This is a genomic window from Bartonella sp. AA1HLJMS (genome assembly GCF_042197445.1).
Classification (GTDB): domain Bacteria; phylum Pseudomonadota; class Alphaproteobacteria; order Rhizobiales; family Rhizobiaceae; genus Bartonella.
The window spans coordinates 38364-61630 of record NZ_JBHIRW010000005.1; the positions used below are offsets into that span (position 1 = coordinate 38364).

General features: G+C 38.5%; 17 protein-coding genes and 1 other RNA gene. 16 read left to right on the forward strand and 2 right to left on the reverse strand.

Annotated features, from left to right (window positions below):
• Positions 1 to 30: 30 nt before the first annotated feature.
• Complete coding sequence (pncA, locus tag ACFIQE_RS02845; protein ID WP_375621374.1) at positions 31 to 639, reverse strand: bifunctional nicotinamidase/pyrazinamidase; 609 nt, start codon at positions 637 to 639, stop codon at positions 31 to 33.
• 46 nt (positions 640 to 685) lie between these two features.
• Entirely contained in the window at positions 686 to 1222 is a 537-nt protein-coding gene (locus ACFIQE_RS02850; protein WP_375611982.1) for a hypothetical protein, read from the reverse strand.
• A gap of 160 nt (positions 1223 to 1382) precedes the next feature.
• Between ACFIQE_RS02850 and ettA the strand changes: the two genes are divergently transcribed.
• From ettA to murB, 16 genes are all read left to right on the forward strand, one after another.
• On the forward strand, positions 1383 to 3032 hold the full coding sequence (gene ettA / locus ACFIQE_RS02855; protein ID WP_375611983.1) for an energy-dependent translational throttle protein EttA: 1650 nt from the start codon (positions 1383 to 1385) through the stop codon (positions 3030 to 3032).
• Between the two features lie 640 nt (positions 3033 to 3672).
• The gene (locus ACFIQE_RS02860) at positions 3673 to 4611 is read left to right on the forward strand and encodes an ArsR/SmtB family transcription factor (RefSeq protein WP_375621373.1); all 939 of its coding nucleotides are present in this window, start codon (positions 3673 to 3675) and stop codon (positions 4609 to 4611) included.
• A 2156-nt stretch (positions 4612 to 6767) separates the two neighbouring features.
• Positions 6768 to 7145, forward strand: coding sequence for a hypothetical protein (locus tag ACFIQE_RS02865; RefSeq protein WP_375613361.1), 378 nt, complete (start codon positions 6768 to 6770; stop codon positions 7143 to 7145).
• 1361 nt (positions 7146 to 8506) lie between these two features.
• Complete coding sequence (locus tag ACFIQE_RS02870; protein ID WP_375613362.1) at positions 8507 to 9016, forward strand: lytic transglycosylase domain-containing protein; 510 nt, start codon at positions 8507 to 8509, stop codon at positions 9014 to 9016.
• Between the two features lie 83 nt (positions 9017 to 9099).
• Positions 9100 to 9490, forward strand: an RNA gene (gene rnpB / locus ACFIQE_RS02875) — RNase P RNA component class A.
• A gap of 264 nt (positions 9491 to 9754) precedes the next feature.
• Positions 9755 to 10753, forward strand: a complete 999-nt coding sequence (gene rsmH, locus ACFIQE_RS02880; protein WP_375621372.1) for a 16S rRNA (cytosine(1402)-N(4))-methyltransferase RsmH — start codon at positions 9755 to 9757, stop codon at positions 10751 to 10753.
• Entirely contained in the window at positions 10750 to 11154 is a 405-nt protein-coding gene (locus ACFIQE_RS02885; RefSeq protein WP_375611988.1) for a hypothetical protein, read from the forward strand. The genes rsmH and ACFIQE_RS02885 overlap by 4 nt, the downstream gene beginning before the upstream one ends.
• Positions 11154 to 12896 (forward strand): peptidoglycan D,D-transpeptidase FtsI family protein, encoded by a 1743-nt coding sequence (locus tag ACFIQE_RS02890; protein WP_375707248.1) that lies wholly within the window; start codon positions 11154 to 11156, stop codon positions 12894 to 12896. The genes ACFIQE_RS02885 and ACFIQE_RS02890 overlap by 1 nt, the downstream gene beginning before the upstream one ends.
• Before the next feature lie 23 nt (positions 12897 to 12919).
• The gene (locus ACFIQE_RS02895) at positions 12920 to 14371 is read left to right on the forward strand and encodes a UDP-N-acetylmuramoyl-L-alanyl-D-glutamate--2,6-diaminopimelate ligase (RefSeq protein ID WP_375707249.1); all 1452 of its coding nucleotides are present in this window, start codon (positions 12920 to 12922) and stop codon (positions 14369 to 14371) included.
• Positions 14368 to 15789, forward strand: coding sequence for a UDP-N-acetylmuramoyl-tripeptide--D-alanyl-D-alanine ligase (gene murF / locus ACFIQE_RS02900; RefSeq protein WP_375707250.1), 1422 nt, complete (start codon positions 14368 to 14370; stop codon positions 15787 to 15789). The genes ACFIQE_RS02895 and murF overlap by 4 nt, the downstream gene beginning before the upstream one ends.
• Before the next feature lie 22 nt (positions 15790 to 15811).
• On the forward strand, positions 15812 to 16882 hold the full coding sequence (gene mraY, locus ACFIQE_RS02905; RefSeq protein ID WP_375640838.1) for a phospho-N-acetylmuramoyl-pentapeptide-transferase: 1071 nt from the start codon (positions 15812 to 15814) through the stop codon (positions 16880 to 16882).
• A gap of 4 nt (positions 16883 to 16886) precedes the next feature.
• Positions 16887 to 18281, forward strand: a complete 1395-nt coding sequence (murD, locus tag ACFIQE_RS02910; RefSeq protein ID WP_375640839.1) for a UDP-N-acetylmuramoyl-L-alanine--D-glutamate ligase — start codon at positions 16887 to 16889, stop codon at positions 18279 to 18281.
• 143 nt (positions 18282 to 18424) lie between these two features.
• Positions 18425 to 19579 (forward strand): FtsW/RodA/SpoVE family cell cycle protein, encoded by a 1155-nt coding sequence (locus ACFIQE_RS02915; RefSeq protein ID WP_375621370.1) that lies wholly within the window; start codon positions 18425 to 18427, stop codon positions 19577 to 19579.
• Positions 19572 to 20708 carry an undecaprenyldiphospho-muramoylpentapeptide beta-N-acetylglucosaminyltransferase gene (murG, locus tag ACFIQE_RS02920; protein ID WP_375621369.1) on the forward strand — a complete coding sequence of 379 codons (1137 nt, stop codon included), beginning with the start codon at positions 19572 to 19574 and terminating at the stop codon, positions 20706 to 20708. Before ACFIQE_RS02915 ends, murG begins: the two co-directional genes overlap by 8 nt.
• Positions 20692 to 22119, forward strand: coding sequence for a UDP-N-acetylmuramate--L-alanine ligase (gene murC / locus ACFIQE_RS02925; protein WP_375621368.1), 1428 nt, complete (start codon positions 20692 to 20694; stop codon positions 22117 to 22119). Before murG ends, murC begins: the two co-directional genes overlap by 17 nt.
• Positions 22097 to 23074 carry a UDP-N-acetylmuramate dehydrogenase gene (gene murB / locus ACFIQE_RS02930; protein WP_375640841.1) on the forward strand — a complete coding sequence of 326 codons (978 nt, stop codon included), beginning with the start codon at positions 22097 to 22099 and terminating at the stop codon, positions 23072 to 23074. The genes murC and murB overlap by 23 nt, the downstream gene beginning before the upstream one ends.
• The last annotated feature ends 193 nt before the right edge of the window (positions 23075 to 23267 follow it).

Genomic DNA, 23267 nt, shown 5'->3' on the forward strand with positions numbered 1-23267 from the left:
TATTATAATGGTAGATTAGAGAAGGATATTTTAAGAGACCATTAAAAGTTCTATACCGGCTTCGTTCATTGTTTTAAGCATAGTGTTTAGTGATCCGTTTACATCAATACCAGCACAGGCATTTAATGAAACACTGACTTTAAAACCGCATTGTATAGCGTGAAGAGCAGAAAATCCGACACAAAAATCAGTTGCTAAGCCACACATAATGAGCTTAGTAAAACCATGTTCTTTGAGATAAACTTGTAAACCTGTTGGTGTTTTTTGATCATTTTCAAGAAAAGCAGAATAGCTATCCATTTTTTGATTATAGCCTTTTCTAAGGATAAGTTGTGCCTTTTCTGCTCTAAGAGATGGATGGAATTCTGCTCCTTGTGTTCCTCGTATGCAATGATCAGGCCAAAGTATTTGAGGACCATAGTCAAGAATGACTGTATCATAGGGCTTTTTTTCAGGATAACAGGAAGCAAAGCTGCAATGGTTTTTGGGATGCCAGTCTTGGGTTAAGATAACGTGGTCAAAATGATTTATGAGATTATTGACGGCGGGTAAAATAGCATCACCTTGAGGTACGGCAAGTGCTCCACCTAGTAAGAAGTCATTTTGAACATCAATGACGATTAAGGCTTTTTTTTCCATAAATATATTCCTATACGAGATGAGCTTTTATCGTATTTTTAAAAAGCTATATGTCGTCTTGAAGTTTTGAAATGATGTGCTGGATATTGATATTATTTTTATAATTATCAAGCCAAAAGAGGGGGATGGATAAGTTTTTACAATTGGTTTTATAGTTTTTTACGAATTGTAACCACGTACCAATGGGAAGTGCGCTGTAGTCATTTGTTGCTACGTGTTGATGCAAAGCTTTCATGATCATTGGGCTTGGGACGTCAGATCCCATAAGGCGGCGGTCGTTTTGTAAACGTAATTTAAGCCATATCAAGGCAAGGGGTGAAGTCCATTGCTTTCCGTAGCAAAAAATCGATGAAAAAAGAGAAGGATTTTTTACTGCGTAATATAAAGCCCATAAAGCGAGAAAAGAAGGCGCATAGAGAATTGCTTTTCTTTGTGGTATCATATTACATTGATAAGTCGGTTTAATACGATAAAAATACAATGTTATATCTGGTATGGAAAAGAGAGGCAATGTTTGATAACAGGTTTCAGGTACAGCTAAAAAGATTTGCTTTTTGCTCTTTAGGGGGATGTTTTTTTGCATTCAGGACCATACTGGGGCTTGTGAGATTAGAAAAAATGTACCAATATAAAGCGAAAGCTTTTGATACGACGTAAGTGCTATTTACTGTACAGTTTCAAAAAGCAAAAGCAGTTTTTTCAAAATCCTAATCTTTAATATCGCATAATATAAAGAGAAATTTATGGCACGTCAATTTATCTATCATATGGCTGGGCTTAACAAGTCTTACGGCAATAAAAAAGTTCTAGAAAATATTCATTTGTCTTTTTATCCAGATGCGAAGATCGGTATTTTAGGGCCGAATGGTGCAGGGAAGTCAACTATTTTACGTATTATGGCTGGGCTAGATAAGGAATATACGGGAGAAGCATGGATTTCTGAAGGAGCACGCTGTGGTTATCTACCACAAGAACCTTTGCTTGATGCGAGCAAAGATGTGCGTGGTAATGTGATGGAAGGTGTTGCAGATAAACAGGAAGTTCTTGAGCGTTATAACGAATTGATGATGAATTATAGCGAGGAAACGGCTGATGAAAGCGCACAGCTTCAGGACATTATTGACAGTCAGAATCTTTGGGATTTAGAAAGTCAAGTGGAAATGGCTATGGCTGCTCTTGGCTGTCCGCCAGCCGATGGGGATGTAACAAAACTTTCGGGTGGTGAGAAGCGGCGTGTTGCACTTTGTAAATTGCTTTTGTCAAAACCTGATTTATTACTTTTGGATGAACCGACAAACCATTTAGATGCTGAAACGACGGCTTGGCTTGAGAGGCATCTACGTGAATATCCTGGGGCTGTGCTTTTGATAACCCATGATCGTTATTTTCTCGACAATGTAACGGGTTGGATTTTAGAATTAGATCGCGGTAGAGGTATTCCTTATGAGGGGAACTATTCTGCTTATTTGGGGGCTAAAGCCAAGCGTTTGGCTCAGGAAGGCCGTGAAGAGGCAGCGCGTCAACGTGCTTTATCACGTGAGCAAGAATGGATTGCTTCTAGTCCAAAAGGGCGACAAGCAAAGTCAAAAGCTCGGATTAAGGCTTATGATGAGTTGGTTCAATCAGCACGTGAGCGCCGTCCTGGAGAGGCGCAAATCATTATTCCTATTGGAGAAAGATTAGGACAAGTTGTTATTGAGGTTGATAATCTCTCTAAAGCTTATGGTGAACGTGTATTGATTGATTCTCTTTCTTTTAAACTTCCTGCTGGTGGCATTGTCGGCGTTATTGGGGCCAATGGTATGGGAAAGTCGACCTTGTTTAAAATGTTGACGGGACAGGAAAAGCCCGATTCAGGTCAGATACGTATCGGTGAAACAGTTCACATGAGTTATGTGGATCAGAGTCGCGATTCCTTGGTGGGGGATAAAACTGTTTGGGAGGAAATTTCTGGTGGAAATGACATTATTAAATTAGGCAAATATGAGATGAATAGCCGCGCTTATTGCGGGGCTTTTAATTTCAAGGGGGCAGATCAGCAGCAGAAGGTGGCAAATTTATCAGGAGGGCAGCGCAATCGCGTACATTTGGCGAAACTTCTAAAAGAGGGGGGGAATGTGCTTCTTCTTGATGAACCGACAAATGATCTTGATACTGAAACATTGGGTGCATTGGAAGATGCATTGGAAAATTTCGCTGGTTGTGCAGTTATCATATCGCATGATCGTATGTTTCTTGATCGATTGGCAACACATATTTTAGCCTTTGAAGGTGATGGTCATGTAGAATGGTTTGAAGGTAATTTTGCTGAATATGAGGCTGATAAAGTTCGTCGTCTTGGGGCGGAATCTCTTAATCCTAAGCATGCAAATTATAAACCTCTTACACGCTAGAATTTTTTATCTTATCGCAACTTTGTTAGAATAATAGTGTATTTTATTGCGTTTGTTATTTCATAAATAAAGTGTGTGTGTACTCTGTGGGAGTTTTTATTCATTGAAAAGAGTAAGAGACACTTTATGAAATTATGACCTAAATAGGGTTATTTTTTGTAAAACTGCAATGAAAAGGAGGGGATGAAGCGTATAGTATTACTTCTACAAATGCCTTGGTCATTGAGCATTATCATCTTTACTTAATAAAAATGCAAGCTGGCATTATCATGTTATTTTTTCTCAATAGTATGCAGTTCTTGTTTTGAGGTGGGCATAAAAGGCATTTTTATCCATCTGTCCCCTCCGTTTATGAGCTGTAAGAGAATGATTTGGATTGATTTATCATGAATAGATTTGAAATGAGGAAAATCTACGGTATTACGGTTTTTTATTCAAGTTAAAAATGAATTATTATTATAAATCAATGTATTCTCATTATAACGAGAAGCAGGGAGATAAGATCTGTTTGTTTTTTACATTAGCCTATTTTTTTCATAGTATGATAAAATAGAGAGAACAAAATAGATGAGAATATGCGTTGTATGCTTGACTTTTTTTCCTATAAACAAATGTTTATAGGAATGTTTAGGGGATAATTATGAAAAAAAGTGCAAGTTTAGATGCAATGATTGTGCTGCTGAAAGCGGTCGCAGAAGTAAGCCATTTACGTGTTCTTAGGCTCTTACATCATGAAGATTTAACAATTCCTGATTTTATTTTTATTCTTGATCAGTCGCAAGCGTGTATATCACGATATTTACGTTTATTGTACGAAGCACGATTGATTGAGCGTTATCAGAAGGGGGATAGCCTTTATTTTAAGCTTTGTCATGATTTTTGGGGTAAAGACATTGTGATGGGTATTCTTTCGGCTTTGCCAAAGAATGATGTGTTGTTAGCGCATGATTTAGAACGTTTGAAGGATGTTAAAAAGCAGCGTCAAAAAACGAGGAAGAAGCATTTCTTACAAAATGCGTTGCAACGGGATGTATTACGGTCATCCTATATGGCAGATCATCGTGTAGAAAACTCTTTACTTGAAATCATTGGCGATAAACCATTTCAGACGATGCTGAATATTGGAAGAGGTGGAGACTCTATCTTAAAATTGTTTTCTAATCTTTATACGCATGCGGTTCAAGTTGTGCTTGATAGCAATGTTTTTCACTTGTCTGTTGGAGATACAACTTTTGATTTAGTTATTCTTCATTGGGTTTTACATTTTCTTGAAAATCCTGAAATATTCCTTCATGAGATATCAAGTGTTTTGCGTCCTCATGGCCGTTTATTGATTGTGGATTTTGGTTATCATGAAATTGAGTCTTCATATTCTGATCAAGTGCATATGCGTTTTGGATTTTCGGCTTTACAAATAGAACAATGGCTTAAAAATGCGGGACTTGTTCTAGAACAAACGGTTTGTCTTACTCCTATACAAAATGAAAACAGTGAGGAGGGGATTGCTACGCTTTGGCTTGCTCATGATCCGCGTTTATTGGTTGACGATATCAAAGATAAACAAGTAGATTTTGCATAAATCGCGTTTGTTAACGTGCTTTATACTCTGATTTTTCTCAAGGAATAGCGTAGAGATAAAACTTTATTCAATCATTGATGAGCTATTGTTTTTTACATTTGTATTATGTTTTTATATGGAAGTATTGGTGTTTTATAGCGGCGTGTAGGCTGTATAATGAAGCACCTTCTATAGAGTTAAGCCTACGAGGATCATTATTTAAGGTGTCTTGATATTATATTTTATTAGCCAATATATTGATTTTAAAAGATCATTGATTTTTTTAGACTCAATAAGAGGTTTAAATACAGGAATGTTGTTTCATTTCAAATTTCCTGTTTCAGAATCCGAAAGAGTCTGTTTGTCTGCTACAAAAGAAGGTATTTATCTTAATGATACCGTTTGTAAAAGAAAATACATTTTCTAAATGTGAGAGCGGCTGCAATATGATATAATGCCGCACAATATAATCATAGTGAAGGCTCATACCTTTATAAATATCAGAGATGGTGGTGCCCAATAGATCTTAAAATATCTCTTTAAAACAGGTTTTTAGATAAGGAGTACCTTGGAACTTTTAGTGAGGGGTGCAAAAAGATGCTCTAAAAAGACGAAAAAGTAAAAGGGTAAGACAATGCATTATATTCATAAAATAAGATCGGCGATGATCTATGGATAGTTTGTGGCTGAAAGTAGGAAAGAAAAGCGTGATATTACACTAAAGTTTCGTATCTCTTTATCATGAGAAGTTATGAAGATTATTAAATAAGTCCATTGTTTTTGCCAAAAGTATTTTCTTTCTTTTTATGTTTGCCGCTCATCTTATGACGCAGTCCGTGGTTATAGCGTAAAATTGAGAGGGCACCATCGTCTTTAGTTTAAGTAAAAGTTGTAAGCCGGCATCATCGTTTTATGTTTTTTATCCATATGCTTCTTCTTGTTTGTGATGTGCGATAGTATGGCTATTCATTAATTCAATAGACGAAGATTGAAAATATGGGAATCTTACGTTCTTGAGGTTTCTCATGTAAATTGTAAAATGATGAGTTGTGATTGTAAATTAATGAATTGTTTACGTTAGAAGAACAGAATATAAAAATTTTTGAGCATAGAAACTACTGTGTGTATTATTTTACGGGATCATTTAAATGATAGAGATTAAGAGAAAATGTCTGCATTGATTTCGGTTTGTTATGTTAAAATGCGTTAGAGACTGTTGGTTATTGTAAAATGGTTTATCGTTATTTGGAATGACGATGGGGCGTGATTCGAAAAAAATACCTTCAGAGTTCTCATTTTCTCATAAGATTAAGCTGTTTAAGTTCCTCATTGATTGTTACATGAGGGATGTAACAATATTTTAATGATCATTTACAGAAATTTTTTTATAAAGATAGATAAGATTTTATTTTCTCTAATTTATTGTTTTATTTAAATAATTCATAGCTTTCTTGCAAGAAGATGTTTTCCATTTTTTACGGTTATTTGTGTAAGATTTTAAAAATCTACGTTTTTCTTTTTGTGGTGATTGCTGTTGGAAAAGTGATTCTACTTTTACGTAGTTTGATTTTTATAGGGTGGATACGTAGAAATTACGGTTTTTTAATATGATCATCAGAGTTATGAAAGAAACTATTTAAAAGTTATAATGATCGTAGATTCTAATTGATGCTTATTGAAATAAAATTGCTTCAAATTGGGTCATTTTAAACTTTTTTTGCCTAAATTTAAACATTTTTAAATAATTTATAATTCTTTTATGTTTTTTTGCGTAGAAGATGATAAGAATTTCTTGTTGTTTAAAGAATTTTATTCCATAGCAAGAATATTGCATCGGCTATCTTAGTGGTTGATGTAAGAGGACAATCGGGGAACCTCCTCCCCCCCCCCCCGCGTGGATCCCCTAGATTGTCTGGCCTGACTGAGGATTTCCTCAGTCAGGCTTTTTGTAATTATTTTAGGAAATGTAAGGTGTTATTAGGGGGGGAGTGTAAGATCTGTTATTGTTTCGCCTATAGTACCTAAATACATAGAGGGGCGAGTCTTATTGGGCGGATAGTGTTAGCGTATTCATTTTTAATAATTTGATTTTTCTTTATTGAGGCATTGTTGCATGTTATAAGAAGAATCATAAAAGGAAGCTATGTTTGTATTCTGTGATCTTTAGGTAAGAGATAATGGGATCTTTTTCACATCGTATTATTTTTATTTTATTTGTATTTTTTATTTCTGGCGCTGTCTTTTTTGCTTCTCAAAGTAGTGCTGTTTATCAGTTTTTTTCCGGTCGCTCTTCTTTTTCTTCTCAGCAGCTTGATGTAACAGAGGAGGAGTTGTTAGAGAGATTATCCGTATCTTTTCCAGATATTATCAAGCATCTTTCTAAGATGACCCCTCAACAGCAGGAGTTGTTTATTGCGCAGCTGCGTCGTGATGTAATTGCGCTTGCTTCTAAAAGTGGTCAGAGTCGTGAGCAGGCTCAAAAATCTGGTGAAACTGTTGCTATGGCTCTCTCAAAAGCGATTTCTCGTCCTTCCGTTGCTAATGCTTATTTTTAGCTATTTTTTAATTGCGCTTTTGGGTTTTATTTTAAGGAGAAAGAGCTTTTCGTGAAATTTTGAAAAGTGCGAGGAGATAATCAATTTTTAAGGTATTAACAAAATTTATCTCTCAAAAGGTAAGCAATTGGAGTATAAGGGTAATGTTGCAATCATTACAGGAGTGATAGAAAGTCTATCAAGGGTATTGGTCCAAGTTAATTGCATTATCAATCGCTACAATGACAAAAGCAGTATTGATTATAATAAAACACGTTAACTGCATTTTATATGCCGGTTATTTTTTTATTTGATATGAGAAAATAAAATTTTTTAAAGGATTTAAGCTTTTTTTGTTCTACGGATTTTAGGATATTTATCCACTTGTATGATTTCTGAAAATGAGGTGCAAGACTGATAAGATGATAGTCTGTAACAAAGAAAAAATATTTGAATGAAGATGAGAGGTCTATTTTTATTTAAAAAGGCTTTGGGGGTATTGAGTTTTCTAACATTTTTCAAAAAAATAGACACAAGTAATTTTTAAGCTTTGTTGTAGGGATAAAAACGGATATAACTTTTTTAGTATATTGTTTTATAATGATAATTTATCATTTTATATTGAATGAGAATCTTAAGAATTGTAAAATCCTCTCATTTTAAATTTATCCATGGTGAAAAAATTAAAATCAGTTTCTTGTATACCACAAGTAGAGGCTTGTGTGGATAAAAACTCTTTTAAAAAGGAATTAAAAAGCTTCTTTGAGACATCTTGAGAGCTAAAAGTCTGTTCCAATATTTTGAATTGGTAAAGAGTATGATGGTTTTAATATATTTATGAATTTTTTATGCGCAATGATGGGGAGATTTGTTTTGTGATTTTTTGAGGTTTTATCGGACATAAAGAGTGCAGTGGGTGTTTATTAATCAGAGAGAAGCGTTGATAACGGTTTATATTTTTTGTGAACCTTTTTTGATATCGAGCATCTTCGGTAAAAAGATGCTCTTGTCTCTCTTTCTTTGAGGGATTGATCTCAATAAAAAAATTAATAATCTTATGTAAAAAATATTACATCTAGTTCAGATGCTATTTTTTTAATATAAAAATTGATTGATACAACAGTGATAGCCGAAAGTTATAGATTATATCATTTTATTTGATACGCTATAAGATTAATTATAGTCTTTTTATTTTTTTATTTTATGATATAGAGAAATCTGAGACTTGTGCATAAAGATATATTCTTTTATTTCATAATTTTAGCTTGAAATTGTCTTACTATTTCCTTTTTAAAGACGTTCTTTTGCTTTCTTTTTTGTATAATACATTTGCAAATTACTTGCGGCTAGAATTTGAGAATGTTTGAGTGAAGAGAAAGAAAATGCAATTTTTGAAAATCTTGTTAAATACAGCATGTGCTGTATTTTTTGTATTTGATATAAGTTGGACTCATAGTGTCTTAAATGTTGCGGAATCAGGAGAAACCTCAGTGATTGTTGCTTCTAAGATTTCTGCTCGTCCTTATGAGTTTCTTATTCAGAAACTTGCGAATAAATATAATGTTCCCGTTAATTTAGCACATGCTGTTGTAAAAGTTGAAAGTAATTATAAGGCAGGTATAAAGGGGGCTGCTGGTGAAATAGGTTTGATGCAAATTAAACCCTCTACGGCACGAGGATTGGGTTTTAGTGGTTCTGTACAGGATTTGTACGATCCTGCGACCAATCTTGAATATGGTATGCGTTATTTGGCACGGGCCTATAAACTCAGTGGTGGAAGTACGTGTGGTACAATCCTTAAATATAACGCAGGTCATGCTGCAAAAAAAATGAATTCCATTTCAGCGAAATATTGCGCAAAAGTAAAGACTTATCTGGCTTCATTAAAATAAAAACATCTGTTGAGAGAGGTTTGTCATAAAATATTTTAAGATGCTATTTTCACGGAGCAGAAAATGTTTTATAAACTAGTATGTCAGTCGGCTGGGCAGCCGCGCTTGTCTGATACTGAAATATGGCAGGTGAGGAAAGTCCGGGCTCCATGGAAAGACGGTGCCGGGTAACACCCGGCGGGGGTGACCCTAGGGAAAGTGCCACAGAAAGTAAACCGCCTATTTTTATAGGTAAGGGTGAAAGGGTGGAGTAAGAGCCCACCGCGCATTCAGTAATGAATGTGGCAAGGTAAACCCCACCGGGAGCAAGACCAAATAGAAATGACGTGCAAAATTTAATTTGCAGCCGATTTCCGGGCGAGTCATTCGGGTAGGTTGCACGAGGCGGATGGTAACATCCGTCCCAGATGAATGGTTGCCATGTAAAGTGTAAGCTTTACTCTACAGAACCCGGCTTATAGGCCGACTGATATTTCATGATGATACGCGATATTTTATAAGATCAATTATATACGGTCTTTTATGGAGTCTATGTGTTTGAAATAGACACTTGAGCAAAGAGTGTTTTAAAAAATTATAACATTTCTTTAAGTATAATGCGTTAGGATCTGTTTTGGGATAACTTTAGTTTTTTCGTTCATTGTGATTAATGTGAAAGTTGAAGGCCAGGTTATTCTAAGATCAGTTGCCATGAGAGAGCTGTTGATTTAAGACGGCATAACTTCAAGATGGATTATTTTGATAAAGCAGGATCAAAGAGCTGAACGCCATATTCCAGTGTTGTTACAGCCAGTTTTGGCTGGGCTTATGCCATTGGTTGGAGCAAAAGTGATTGATGGCACCTTTGGTGCTGGTGGTTATACGCGCGCTTTGTTAAAGGCAGGGGCACAGGTGATTGCTCTTGATCGTGATCCTCATGCTATCAGTGCAGGACAATCGCTTGTTGAAGAATTTTTTCCACGCCTTCGTTTGGTCCATATGGCGTTTTCACAGCTTGATCGTGTCGTTGAAGAGAAGGTGGATGCAGTTATTTTGGATATTGGTGTCTCTTCAATGCAGCTTGATGAAGCAGAAAGAGGTTTTTCTTTTCAAAAAGATGGTCCATTGGATATGCGAATGGCTCAGACTGGTTTTACAGCCAGCGATGTTATCAATCATTTAAAAGCAAGGGATTTGGCACGTATTTTTAAGATATTAGGGGAAGAGCGTTATGCGGGGCGAATTGCACGGATGATTGAAAAGCGTCGTGTTGTGCAGCCTTTTTTGCGTACAGGTGATTTGGCGTATGCTATCGAAACGTTGATAGGACGTAAGCTGGGAGATCGTATTCATCCGGCAACACGTGTATTTCAGGCTCTTCGTATCTATGTTAATGATGAAATTGGTGAATTGGCATGTGGTTTATTTGCTGCTGAACGCGTTTTAAAAGCTGGAGGCCGTTTGGGGGTTGTCAGTTTTCATTCTCTTGAAGATCGTATGGTCAAAAGATTTTTTTCGGCTCGTTCTGGAGAATGTATGAGATCACGCTATCTGCCAGAAATAAAGGCTGCTCCAGCGACATTTTTTCCTTTGTTTCGAGGTGGGATCACGGCAACTAAAGAGGAGTTACAGAAAAATCCTCGTTCACGTTCTGCGAGGTTGCGTATTGGTGTACGGACTGAAGCAGAGGCTCTTGCAGCAGATATGAAATTATTTGGTTTAGCAGAGATTGCCAGTTTTGAAGGCAGCAAAAAATGACAGTTTTTCGTACATTTGATATGATTTTAGTGTTGATTATGATTTGTATGGCAGGACTTACTTATAAGGTAAAATATGATGTTCAAAAGCGAATGAACGAAGTTCTTCATCTTGAGCATGAAATTGCTGCAGCAAAAAATACGGTAAGTTTGCTTCATGCTGAGTGGGCTGTGATGATAAGGCCTTCACGCATGCAAAAACTTGCGAAACGTTATCAGAAAGAACTTGGGTTAGAGGTTATACAGCCGCGTCAAATCGTGGAGTTTAAAGACATTCCGGTACGGGTACATGATCAAATTGAAGAAGTGATTAAACAAAATATCTTGGAAGATAATCAAGATATTTTGACAAATAATCGGGCTTCTCAGATCAATAGTGTTGTCCAAAAAGGCGCGCAGTAATGAAATCGACTTTTTTATTCTCACAGAAGAAAAAGCGCTTAAAGAATTCGTTGAATAATCATAATGTTTCTGTTCGTCGTCCTTATTCTAGTCGTCCACGTTTGCTTTTTTCGTTGTTCTGCTTTTTAATTTTATATGGCATCATGGGGGCTTGCCTTATTTCTTATGGGTTGGAAGGTGGACAGATTGAAGAAGCAAAAGGGCCTGGAGTTCTTCAATTGATGGCACGGCCTGATATCGTTGATCGTAATGGTCGTTTATTGGCAACAGATATTAAAACTTATTCACTTTTTGCTGAGCCACGACGTATTATTGATGTGGATGAAACAATTGAATTGCTCTCAACAGTTTTGCCTGATCTTAATTGGCAGGAAACCTATAAGCGCTTAAAAAGAAAAACTGGTTTTTCTTGGATACAGCGTGGGTTAACGCCAATGCAGAAGACACAAATTATGGCCCTTGGTATTCCAGGAATTGGTTTTCGGACTGAAATTCGTCGTTTTTATCCCGATGGACCTGTAACTTCCCATATTCTCGGCATGGTGAATGTTGATAATCAAGGCATTGCAGGTATGGAAAAATATATTGATGATGCGGGTTTGAGTGCTCTGCGCGCTGCTGGTCTTGCCATGGAAGAATCATTAAAACAAGTTCAGCTTTCGATTGATGTGCGTGTTCAGGCAATTGTTCATGATGAACTTATTCAGGCTATGAAGCGTTATAGGGCAATTGCTGCAGGAGCTGTTATTTTAAATATACATACGGGGGAAGTTTTGGCTTTGGCATCACTACCAGATTTTGATCCTGGAAATCCTATTGAAGCTTTAAAAAGTGATCGTCTCAATCGGATGACGGCAGGAGCTTTTGAAATGGGATCGATCATTAAAAGTTTTACGACAGCCATGGCTCTTGATTCTGATATTTTTCATTTAAACAGTATTATTGATGCTTCAAAGCCAATAAAAGCAAGTAGTGGGTATACTATTCATGATTTTCATGGAAAAAATCGACCCTTAACGTTATGGGAGGTTTTTATTTATTCTTCTAATATTGGTTCTGCTAAAGAGGCATTGGCGATAGGGATTGATAAACACCGTGGTTTTTTACAAAAACTTGGATTACTGGATCGTCTCACGACAGAGTTGCCTGAAGTTGCCCACCCTATTGTGCCACATCATTGGAAGGATATACATTCTATGACGATTTCTTTTGGGCATGGTATGGCAACAACCCCCTTGCAAACAGCTGTCGGGGCTGCTGCTTTAATGAATGGTGGTTGGTTAATTGCTCCAACATTTTTAAAACGGACAAAAGAACAAACTCTGCACCATGCAAAACGGGTTTTGCAGGCTAAAACAAGTCAAAATATGCGTTACCTTTATCAATTAAATAGTGATATTGGTTCTGGACGTAATGCAAAAGTAGAAGGCTATCGTGTAGGTGGTAAGACAGGAACAGCTGAAAAAGTTGAAAATGGAAAATATTCTAAAACAAAAAATTTCAATAGTTTTCTTGCTGCTTTTCCTATTGAAGATCCTGCTTATGTTGTTTTAACAATTATCGATGAACCAAAGCCAGAGGAGGGACAGCGTTCAGCAACAGCGGGAATGAATGCTGGACCAATGCTTGCTAATATTGTTCGTCGCACAGCTAGTTTTCTTGGTGTAAAACCCGATTTTAAAAAAGAATATGAGCCTCTTTTAAGTAAAAAGAGCAATTCAAGTTTCGTTAAACAACGGTAAAATGAATATAAAGGTGCGTTATCATGTTGTTGGGAACAGTTTTTACAGAATGTGTTGAAGATGAAAGTCTTTCTTCAATAGAAATAACAGGAATAAGTGTGGATTCTCGGCAAGTTTTGCCGGGCTATGTTTTTGTCGCTGTTCAAGGGAAAAAAAGTGATGGAAGACGCTATATAGATGATGCAATAAAGCGTGGCGCACGAGCAATCGTTACAGACTGTCATGCTGTTCTTGAGGATTTATCTGTTCCCATTTTACGTGTTTCTAATGTTCGTCATAGTTTAGCGTTGGCAGCTGCACGTTTTTACGGTTCTCAGCCTGAAACAGTCGTTGCTGTGACTGGTACAAGTGGTAAAACATCTGTTGTCTCTTTTCTTCGGCAAATTTGGACTTATGCTGGATTTTGTGCTGCGAGTATAGGAACTGTTGGTGTTGTTTCTCCTAAACGGAATGTTTATGGTTCTCTCACAACACCTGATCCGGTCGTCTTGCACCGTCTTCTTTATGAAATTTCTTATGAAGGTGTGACTCATGCAGCTCTTGAAGCTTCTTCGCATGGGCTTGACCAAGGACGACTTGATGGAGTCCGTTTAACGGCTGGTGCCTTTACCAATTTAGGGCGAGATCACATGGATTATCACACGGGGGTAGAGGATTATTTGCGGGCTAAAATGAGGTTGTTTGATACACTTTTGCCTGTATCTGCTCCTGCTTTGATTTTTGCTGATGATGTTTATTCACAAAAGGTTATTGATGTTGTTACACAAGCGCGCCGCCGTGTCTTGACAATTGGTCGTAAGGGGCAATTTATCACGATTAATCGTGTCGAACATCAACGCTCAAAACAGTGTATTGAGTGTCGTGTGGAAAACAATATTTATACATTTGATTTGCCTTTAGCTGGAGATTTTCAGGTCGCCAATGCGCTTATGGCAGCGGGGTTAGCCATTGCAACGGGCGTTTCACCTCGTAAGGTTTTTCCTGCGCTTGAAACTTTGCAGGGGGCACCTGGGCGATTAGAGTTTGTGGGAAAGACAGAAAATAATGCGCTTGTTTATATTGATTATGCTCATAAACCAGAAGCTTTGGAGCAGGTTTTGCTTTCTGTTCGTCCCTTTACGCAAGGGCGCTTGATCGTTGTTTTTGGTTGTGGAGGAGATCGTGATCAAGGAAAAAGACCTTTGATGGGAAAAATTGTGGCGGATAAAGCGGACATTGTTATTGTAACGGATGATAATCCTCGAACAGAAATGCCAGAAAAAATACGTAAAGATATTTTACAGGCGGTGCCAACAGCAATAGAGATAGCAGATCGTGGTGAAGCTATTTCTTACGCGGTGGAGCTTTTGAAAGCTGGTGATACACTCATCATTGCTGGAAAAGGTCATGAGGATGGCCAAATTATAGGGCAGACAACTTATCCTTTTTCAGATCGTCTGAAAGCGATAGAAGCTTTAGAGGACCGAAAGAAATGACAGCTTTATGGGATAAGCAAGCACTTGTTGCTGCAATTAATGGTGTTGTAATGGGAAGCATGCCAGAAACTTTTTCTGGGGTTTCCATTGATAGCCGTACTCTTGCGGAAGGGGATGTTTTTTTCTGCATTAAGGGGCATCATCTTGATGGTCATGATTTTGCTGCGCAAGCTTATGAACGAGGTGCAGGCGTTCTTATCGTTGCGGAACACCGTTTGAGGGATATGAAAAAGATATCGGCTCCACTCATTGTCGTTCCTGATGTTTTGCACGCCTTAGAACAACTTGCACAAGCTGCACGCAAACGTTCAAGAGCTAAGATTATCGCGGTAACAGGATCAGTGGGAAAAACAACGACAAAAGAAGCTTTGAAACAAGCACTTGCAACGGCTGGGAATGTTCATGCGAATCTCGCTTCTTTAAACAATTGCTGGGGGGTTCCACTCACTTTAGCGCGGATGCCTGTGGAGAGTGATTATGGTATCTTTGAAATTGGCATGAATCACAGAGATGAAATTCGCCCTCTGGTCAAACTGGTTTGTCCGCATGTTGCTCTCATTACGCATATTTGTGCAGGACATATGGGTTTTTTCAAGGATCTTGAAGAAATAGCAAAGGCAAAAGCTGAAATTTTTGAAGGATTGGATGAAGAAGGCATTGCCATTTTAAATGCGGATAGTGATTTTTTTTCTTATCTCGTTCAAAAAGCAAAGAAATGCGGTGTAAAAAAGATCTTAAGCTTTGGTGAGACTAAAGATGCTGATTATCAAGCGCATGATATACGTCTTCTAACCGATAGTTCTTCTATGATTGTGCGTATGAGGGGGCGGGATAGGGAGGTCCAAATTGGTGCTCCTGGGCGCCATATTGTGCAAAATAGTTTAGGGGTTATTGCTGCTTGTGATGCTATGGGGGTTGAGCTAGAGCCTGTTTTTCTTTCTTTTCGCCATTTTTCTTCTCAAAAGGGGCGAGGTGTTCGTTATCGACTGTCTTTATCAAATGGGAGTGAATTTTATCTCATTGATGAAAGCTATAATGCAAATCCTGCTTCTATGCGTGCTGCACTTGAGCTTCTTGCTACAGGACCTGTAGGGAAAGGGGGGCGGCGAATTGCTATTTTAGGAGATATGCTAGAGTTAGGGGAGTATAGTGAAAAGCTTCATCGTGATTTAATAAAACCAATACGTCTTTCTGGTGCTAATCCGGTTTTTCTATTTGGTGAGGCGATGAAATATTTAGTCAGTGATTTGTCTGCTGGTGTTAAGGTTCATTATGCTGAAAATATTGAGAAAATTTTATCGCTTCTTTTAGCAGAAATTTCTTCTGGGGATCTGCTTATGGTTAAATCATCCAATAGCCTTTGTTCATCAAATATTGTGACTGCATTGTTTGATCGCTATAAAGCGGTTTCTTCATAGTTTTAAGAGGTTTTTTTATTCCATGATGCTATTTTTTTCTTCGTTTAGTGATTGGCTTCCAGGTGTGAATGTATTTCGTTATATTACTTTTCGCACGATAGCGGCTATGCTTACTTCGGGGCTTATCGTCTTTTTGTTTGGACCTAGCATCATTGCTTCTCTTAAATTGCGGCAGGGTAAGGGGCAACCGATACGTGCTGATGGTCCTCAAACACATTTTAAAAAGGCTGGAACACCTACAATGGGTGGATTGATGATTTTAATCGGCATTGTGGTATCGGCATTTTTATGGGGTAATTTATCGAATATTTACTTTTGGGTATCGCTATTGGTTATGCTTTCTTTTGGGGGAATTGGATTTTATGACGATTATCTTAAGGTCACAAAACAAACAGACAAAGGATTTTCTGGGAAAGCACGATTAAGCTTGGAGTTTTTTGTTGCGGCAATTGCGGCTTTTGCCATCTTGAAAGTTGGCTCATCTGGATTAGCTTTGCCTTTTTTAAAAGATTATCTTATCAATTTGGGCTGGTTTTTTATTCCTTTTTCTGCTTTCGTCATTGTTGCGACGGGTAATGCGGTTAATTTAACGGATGGACTCGATGGGCTTGCTATTGTTCCTGTGATGGTTGCAGCTTTATCTTTTGCTCTGATTGCTTATCTTTCTGGTAATATGAATTTTGCTGATTATCTCCAAATCCATTATGTATCGGGAACAGGTGAATTGGCTGTTTTATTGGGAGCTGTTGTTGGGGCAGGGCTTGGTTTTTTATGGTTTAATGCACCACCTGCAGCTATTTTTATGGGAGATACTGGTTCATTGGCTCTTGGAGGACTCTTAGGGACTGTTGCGGTTGCTACGAAACACGAAATTGTTTTGGTTCTTATTGGTGGGCTTTTTGTTGTGGAAGCTTTTTCGGTCGTTATTCAGGTTGGTTATTTCAAATTAACAAGAAAACGCGTGTTTCTTATGGCACCAATACATCATCATTTTGAGAAAAAAGGCTGGACTGAAAGCCAAGTCGTGATACGCTTTTGGATTATTTCGATTGTTCTCGCTCTCATAGGTCTTTCAACACTTAAATTGCGGTGAGATTTTGATTTCTGTTGCGTGTTATAAAGGTCAAAAAGTTGCTCTCTTTGGATTAGGGACGTCGGGATTGGCGGCGGCACAAGCATTGATGTGCGGTGGCGCAGAAGTGGTGGCGTGGGATGATAGTCCTTCAAGCGTGCAAATGGCTTTTCAGCACAATATTCCAACACGAGATCTCCGTTATGAAGATTGGTCAGAATTTGTTGCATTGATTGTAGCTCCTGGAGTTCCTGTAAATTATCCTCAACCCCATTGGGTTGTTGAAAAAGCACGAAAAAAAAATATAGAAATTATCGGTGATATTGAATTATTTGTTCGTGCGCGCCATGATTTTTTACAGCTTTATGGTTTGTGTGACCAAGATGTTCCTTTCATTGCGATTACGGGGACGAATGGCAAGTCAACCACAACGGCTTTACTTGCGCATTTGTTGGAAAAAATGGGCTATGATGTGCAGGTGGGGGGAAATATCGGAAAGGCAATATTGACCCTTAAACCGTTTGTTAAAAAACGTATCTATGTGATTGAATGTTCATCATTTCAAATTGATCTTACTCCCTCTCTTCAGCCGACCATTGGACTTTTATTGAATTTAACACCTGATCATATTGATCGACATGGGAGTTTTGCCTGTTATGTGCAAACCAAAAGGCATCTGATTGCTCAGGCTTCTCAGGCTTTCATTTCAGTTGATGATGCAGCTTGTCGGGTTTTATATCAACAGTTACTTCATGATGGGAAGCAAATTGAGGCAGTTTCCAAGGATCATTTTGTTGAAAATGGTTTTTATGCAGATGGGACCAAGCTCTTTTCTGTTCGTCAAGGACAGCGTCATATGCTTGCAGATCTTGCTCCTATGGCGGTGTTACGTGGGAGTCATAATGCGCAAAATGCCCTTATGGCATTAGCAACATTGCAGGCTTTAAAAATAACTGATCCTTCTGTGAACAAGCATTTGGCAAGTTATAAAGGGTTGGATCATCGTATGCAGCAGGTGCGTAAAATGGGGGCGGTTTTGTTTATCAATGACAGCAAGGCTACTAATGCAGATGCAACAGCTCCTGCGCTTTCCACCTTTAATGATATTTTTTGGATTGTTGGGGGACAGGCAAAAAAGGGAGGAATAGAGTCTCTTAGAGAATTTTTTCCTAAAATTCGTAAAGCCTATTTAATTGGGAGCGCGGCGGAAGAATTTGCTCGCACTATTGGATCTGCTTTTCCCTTTTCTATGAGCTTAACTTTGAAAAATGCGGTGTGTGAAGCAGCTGTTGACGCAATGGATTTTCAGGCAAAAGAGGTGACGGTTCTTTTGTCACCTGCTTGTGCAAGTTATGACCAATTTAAAAATTATGAAATGCGAGGCGAAGCATTTGTCTCTTTTGTGATGCAGTTACAATAAAAAAGCATCAGTTATAAAAAAATATTTTTGCGTTAAGACTCCAGAATCTTTTTTTGTGTAATTTAGTTTTTAAAGTGTTTGTTAAACAGGCTGGGGAACCATATCACTTTGAGATAATTTATAAAATGGATAAGGTGGATACCATGGTGACGCGTGCAGATAGAGATCCAATTGCTAATTGGTGGTGGACGATTGATCGCTCTATCTTTGCAGCTTGTTTAATTTTAATGGGAATTGGCATTATGCTGTCTTTTGCTGCCAGCCCTATTATTGCAAAAAAAATCGGAATTGCTGATAGTTTTTATTTTGTTCGGTGGCATATCATTTTTAGCATTTCAGCATTTTTTACGATGGTTACCATTTCCTTTTTTTCGCTTTCTAATATTCGTCGTTTATGTGCTCTTTTGCTCATTGTAACGCTTGCTCTTATGGTTGCAACCTTATTTTGGGGTCCAGAATTAAAGGGAGCACGGAGGTGGATTCTACTATTTGGTTTTTCTGTACAGGCGTCAGAGTTTATGAAGCCAGCTTTTGTGGTTATGTCCGCTTGGCTTTTTTCGGAACAGATACGCAAGAGGGGCATTCTGGGTTATACGTTAGCGATTCTACTTTATGCCATTTGTTGTGTGCTTCTGGTTTTGCAGCCTGATATTGGACAAACAGTTTTAATAAGTGCAACATGGGGGGGGCTGTTTTTTATTGCTGGTGTCCCTCTTACTATTATTTTTCTCTTTCTCATTTTAGGCGTTGTAGGAATTATTTTAGCTTATTTTTTTCTGCATCATGTGCGCGAGCGGATCAATGGTTTTTTGACAGGTGAAGGAGATACTTTTCAAGTGGATGTGGGACGTGAGGCTATTTTGAATGGTGGTTGGTTTGGGCAAGGTCCTGGGGAGGGCACAGTAAAACGTATCATTCCTGATAGCCATACAGATTTTGTATTTTCCGTTGCTGCTGAAGAATATGGTATTATTCTTTGTTTATTAATTATGATGCTGTTTGGCTTTATCGTTATGCGTTCATTGTATATAGCCATGAATACACGTGATTCCTTTATACGTCTTGGTATTACTGGCATAGCAATGATGATTGGCTTTCAATCAGCTATTAATATGGCCGTTAATCTTCACTTAATTCCTCCAAAAGGTATGACATTGCCTTTTATTTCTTATGGTGGTTCTTCGATGGTGGCGATTGCGTTTTCAATGGGCATTTTGCTTAGTTTAACACGTCGTTGGCCAGAAGCGCGCCTTTCAGCTTTTTCTTCCTCTTCTGTCTTGGATACCCCTTATGAATGATAAAAAAGTTATTATTTTGGTGGCTGGTGGTACAGGTGGACATCTTTTTCCTGCTGAAGCCCTTTCTGTTGAATTAAGGCAGCGTGGATATGATGTTCATTTAATAACAGATGAAAGAGCACGCTCTTTTGTTCGGTGTTTTGATGAAGAGCATATTCATATCGTTTCATCGGCAACATTTACACGACGCCATCCTTTTGCTCTGATAAAGACGTTTTGGTCTTTGCTAAGGGGTATGGGGCAATCGTTGGCGTTGTTTTATAAATTACGTCCTGTTCTTGTTGGAGGATTTGGGGGGTATCCGAGCTTTCCTCCTCTTTTTATTGCGGCTTTAACGAGGCGTGTGACATTTATTCATGAACAAAATGCTGTTATGGGGCGTGCCAATCGGATGTTGGCAATTTTTGTGCGTGCAATCGCTGGTGGTTTGTTGTCACCAAATGGCGCTTATGCTCATAAAATACTTTTGACGGGGAATCCTGTCCGTGAGGCTGTGTTGAAGGCGGCCAAAATTCCTTATCATTCTTCAGAGGGAGAAAAGCCATTTAATTTTTTGATTTTTGGAGGTAGCCAAGGGGCTTCTGCTTTTTCACATATTGTTCCAGAAGCTATTGCTTTATTTGATGATAAGAACCGTAAACGTTTACGAATTGTACAGCAAGTCCGCGGTGAAGCAGGAAGGTTGATCAAAATCTATCGTGATATGGGGGTACAAGCAGAAGTTGCTCCTTTCTTTGATGATATGGCTGAACGTATGGCACATGCTCATTTTATTTTGTCGCGCGCTGGGGCTTCGTCCGTTTGTGAGATAGCGGTGATTGGTAGACCTGCTCTGCTTGTTCCCTATCCCCATGCTTTAGATCATGATCAGGCTGCCAATGCAGCTTTGCTTGCTCGTGTGGGGGGAGCGCAAATTATATCAGAAAAAGATTTAAATGCACAAAAGCTTTCTTCTCTTTTAATGCACGCTTGTTGTGCGCCCCATTTATTGGAAAAACAAGCGCTTGCTGCAAAAAAAGTTGGACAACCTCATGCAACCCGTCGCCTTGCTGATATGGCTGAATCCTTAATTGCAGGGCGATTGTTGTCAGATATAAAAGAGGAGCTTTTTAATGAAAATGCCACTTGATATAGGCGTTATCCATTTTATCGGAATCGGGGGGATCGGTATGAGTGGAATTGCGGAGGTTTTTTATAATCTTGGCTATAAAGTTCAAGGGTCAGATCAAGTTGAAAGTGCAAATGTTGAACGTTTGCGGAAAAAAGGAATTAACGTTCATATAGGTCATTGTGCTGAAAACTTAGGGAATGCAGAGGTTGTTGTTTTTTCTACTGCCGTTAAAAAAACAAATCCTGAGTATATTGCTGCAAAGGAAAGACATTTGCCGCTTGTCAGACGTGCAGAAATGCTGGCGGAGCTGATGCGGTTTCGGCGTGCAATTGCGGTGGGTGGTACACATGGTAAAACAACAACCACATCAATGGTCGCAGCCCTTCTTGATGCTGGTCATTTTGATCCAGTGGTGATTAATGGCGGTATTATTAATGCTTATGGTACGAATTCTCGTACAGGAGATGGCGATTGGATGATTGTTGAAGCTGATGAAAGTGATGGTACATTTTTAAAGCTGCCTGCTGATATTGCTGTTATTACTAATATTGACGCTGAGCATTTGGATCATTATGGAAGTTTTGATGCTGTGCGTGAGGCTTTTCGGCAATTCATAGAAAATGTTCCTTTTTATGGTTTTGCTGTTTTGTGTCTTGATCATCCAGAGGTTCAGTCATTGGCGGGCCGTATTGATGATCGTTGGGTGATCACTTATGGTGCAAATCCACAAGCGGATGTTCGTTTTCTTAATCTTTCGATGGATGGTCAAAAAACGCATTTTGATGTTCTTGTTCGCTCACGCAAAACAGGAAGAAAGATTGAGTTGAAAAATTTGCTTTTGCCCATGGCAGGGCAGCATAATGTTGCCAATGCAACGGCGGCGATTGCTATTGCACATGAACTTGGTATTTCAAATGAAGCTATAAAAAGGGGCTTAGCAGAATTTGGCGGAGTAAAACGGCGTTTTACGCGAACAGGAAGTTGGCGTGGCATTGAAATATTTGATGATTATGGACATCATCCTGTTGAAATAAAGGCAGTTTTGCGTGCTGCACGTGAGAGTGCAAAAGGGCGTGTTATTGCGATTGCACAACCCCATCGGTATTCGCGTTTGTATCATTTATTTGATGATTTTGCTGCTTGTTTTAATGATGCAGATACAGTGTTGATTACGCCCGTTTATGCGGCTGGTGAAGAGCCTATTGTAGGATTTGGTTCTCAAGAATTGGTAGAGCATATTAAAATGGCGGGTCATCGTGATGTGCGCTTGATACATGGTTTGGAAGATGTTGTGTCTCTTGTCTCAAAATTTGCTCAGGCAGAGGATTATGTTGTTTTTCTTGGTGCTGGCAATATCACACAATGGGCTTGTGCGTTGCCTCATCAGTTAGCGGTATTGGATGGTCATGATAAATTTTCAGCACATTGATGGTGAGGCGCTATTGGCGCAATTGCAACCACTGTTGGGTGGCGTGAGAGGAAAGCTTACACCTAATGTTGAGATGCGTAAGGTAACGTGGTTTCGCACGGGCGGGTTGGCAGAGCTTTTTTATCAGCCTGTTGATGAAGAAGATTTGGCTCTCTTTCTTCAAAATTTGCCTGAATTTGTTCCTGTAACAATTGTCGGTATTGGTTCTAATCTTCTGGTGCGTGATGGGGGGGTTCCTGGTGTTGTGATTCGTCTTTCGCCAAAAAAATTTGGGCAAGTGAAACAAGTTTCTCCAAAAGGCTTTTTAGTTGGTGCTGGTACGGCGGATAAACATTTAGCTGCTGCCGCTTTAGAAGCTGAGATTGCAGGTTTTCATTTTTATCATGGTATTCCTGGAGGTCTTGGGGGAGCTCTCAAAATGAATGCGGGTGCGAATGGTGTTGAAACCGCAGCGCGTGTTGTCGAGGTCTATGCGCTGGATCGTAAAGGGCAACGTCATATCTTGAGTGTGAAAGATATGCATTATTCCTATCGCCATTGTGATATTCCTAAAGATTTTATTTTTACGGCTGCTTTATTAGAAGGAAAACTCGGCAATAAAGATGATATTCGTGCTGCTATGGATGAAGTTGCCCTCCACAGAGAAACAGTGCAACCTATTCGCGAAAAAACAGGGGGATCAACTTTCAAAAATCCTGAGAATACATCCGCGTGGCGCGTGATTGATGAAGCAGGGTGTCGTGGTTTACAGATTGGTGGCGCTCAAATGAGTGAAATGCACTGTAATTTTATGATTAATACAGGGCAAGCAACAGGATATGATCTTGAAGCATTGGGAGAAACAGTGCGTGCGCGTGTTTTTGCAAATTCAGCCCACCTTTTACAATGGGAAATAGAGCGTATTGGTCAATTTGAGCGTGGTCGAAGTGTTTCTCCTTTTGATCCATTTCATTGATTTATTGTTCACTAAAAAGTGAAAATAAAAAATTGAGTCATTTCAAAGAGATAATAAAAAATTTCTATTAAGAATCAATAAATTAACAAAGAATCTCTTGCATCAGGCTTTTGAGTCTGATTCATTATGCAAAATGCTAGGTTATTGATTCGCAAGGATAAACTTTGTTTTTCCTGTATGTAGTGCTGATGTA

What these genes read in the sequence shown, in the direction of transcription:
- pncA (WP_375621374.1), bottom strand. Translation starts at nt 639, where the DNA reads ATGGAAAAAAAAGCCTTAATCGTCATTGATGTTCAAAATGACTTCTTA.
- ACFIQE_RS02850 (WP_375611982.1), bottom strand. Translation starts at nt 1,222, where the DNA reads ATGCAAAAAAACATCCCCCTAAAGAGCAAAAAGCAAATCTTTTTAGCT.
- ettA (WP_375611983.1), top strand. Translation starts at nt 1,383, where the DNA reads ATGGCACGTCAATTTATCTATCATATGGCTGGGCTTAACAAGTCTTAC.
- ACFIQE_RS02860 (WP_375621373.1), top strand. Translation starts at nt 3,673, where the DNA reads ATGAAAAAAAGTGCAAGTTTAGATGCAATGATTGTGCTGCTGAAAGCG.
- ACFIQE_RS02865 (WP_375613361.1), top strand. Translation starts at nt 6,768, where the DNA reads ATGGGATCTTTTTCACATCGTATTATTTTTATTTTATTTGTATTTTTT.
- ACFIQE_RS02870 (WP_375613362.1), top strand. Translation starts at nt 8,507, where the DNA reads ATGCAATTTTTGAAAATCTTGTTAAATACAGCATGTGCTGTATTTTTT.
- ACFIQE_RS02885 (WP_375611988.1), top strand. Translation starts at nt 10,750, where the DNA reads ATGACAGTTTTTCGTACATTTGATATGATTTTAGTGTTGATTATGATT.
- ACFIQE_RS02890 (WP_375707248.1), top strand. Translation starts at nt 11,154, where the DNA reads ATGAAATCGACTTTTTTATTCTCACAGAAGAAAAAGCGCTTAAAGAAT.
- ACFIQE_RS02895 (WP_375707249.1), top strand. Translation starts at nt 12,920, where the DNA reads ATGTTGTTGGGAACAGTTTTTACAGAATGTGTTGAAGATGAAAGTCTT.
- murF (WP_375707250.1), top strand. Translation starts at nt 14,368, where the DNA reads ATGACAGCTTTATGGGATAAGCAAGCACTTGTTGCTGCAATTAATGGT.
- mraY (WP_375640838.1), top strand. Translation starts at nt 15,812, where the DNA reads ATGATGCTATTTTTTTCTTCGTTTAGTGATTGGCTTCCAGGTGTGAAT.
- ACFIQE_RS02915 (WP_375621370.1), top strand. Translation starts at nt 18,425, where the DNA reads ATGGTGACGCGTGCAGATAGAGATCCAATTGCTAATTGGTGGTGGACG.
- murG (WP_375621369.1), top strand. Translation starts at nt 19,572, where the DNA reads ATGAATGATAAAAAAGTTATTATTTTGGTGGCTGGTGGTACAGGTGGA.
- murC (WP_375621368.1), top strand. Translation starts at nt 20,692, where the DNA reads ATGAAAATGCCACTTGATATAGGCGTTATCCATTTTATCGGAATCGGG.
- murB (WP_375640841.1), top strand. Translation starts at nt 22,097, where the DNA reads ATGATAAATTTTCAGCACATTGATGGTGAGGCGCTATTGGCGCAATTG.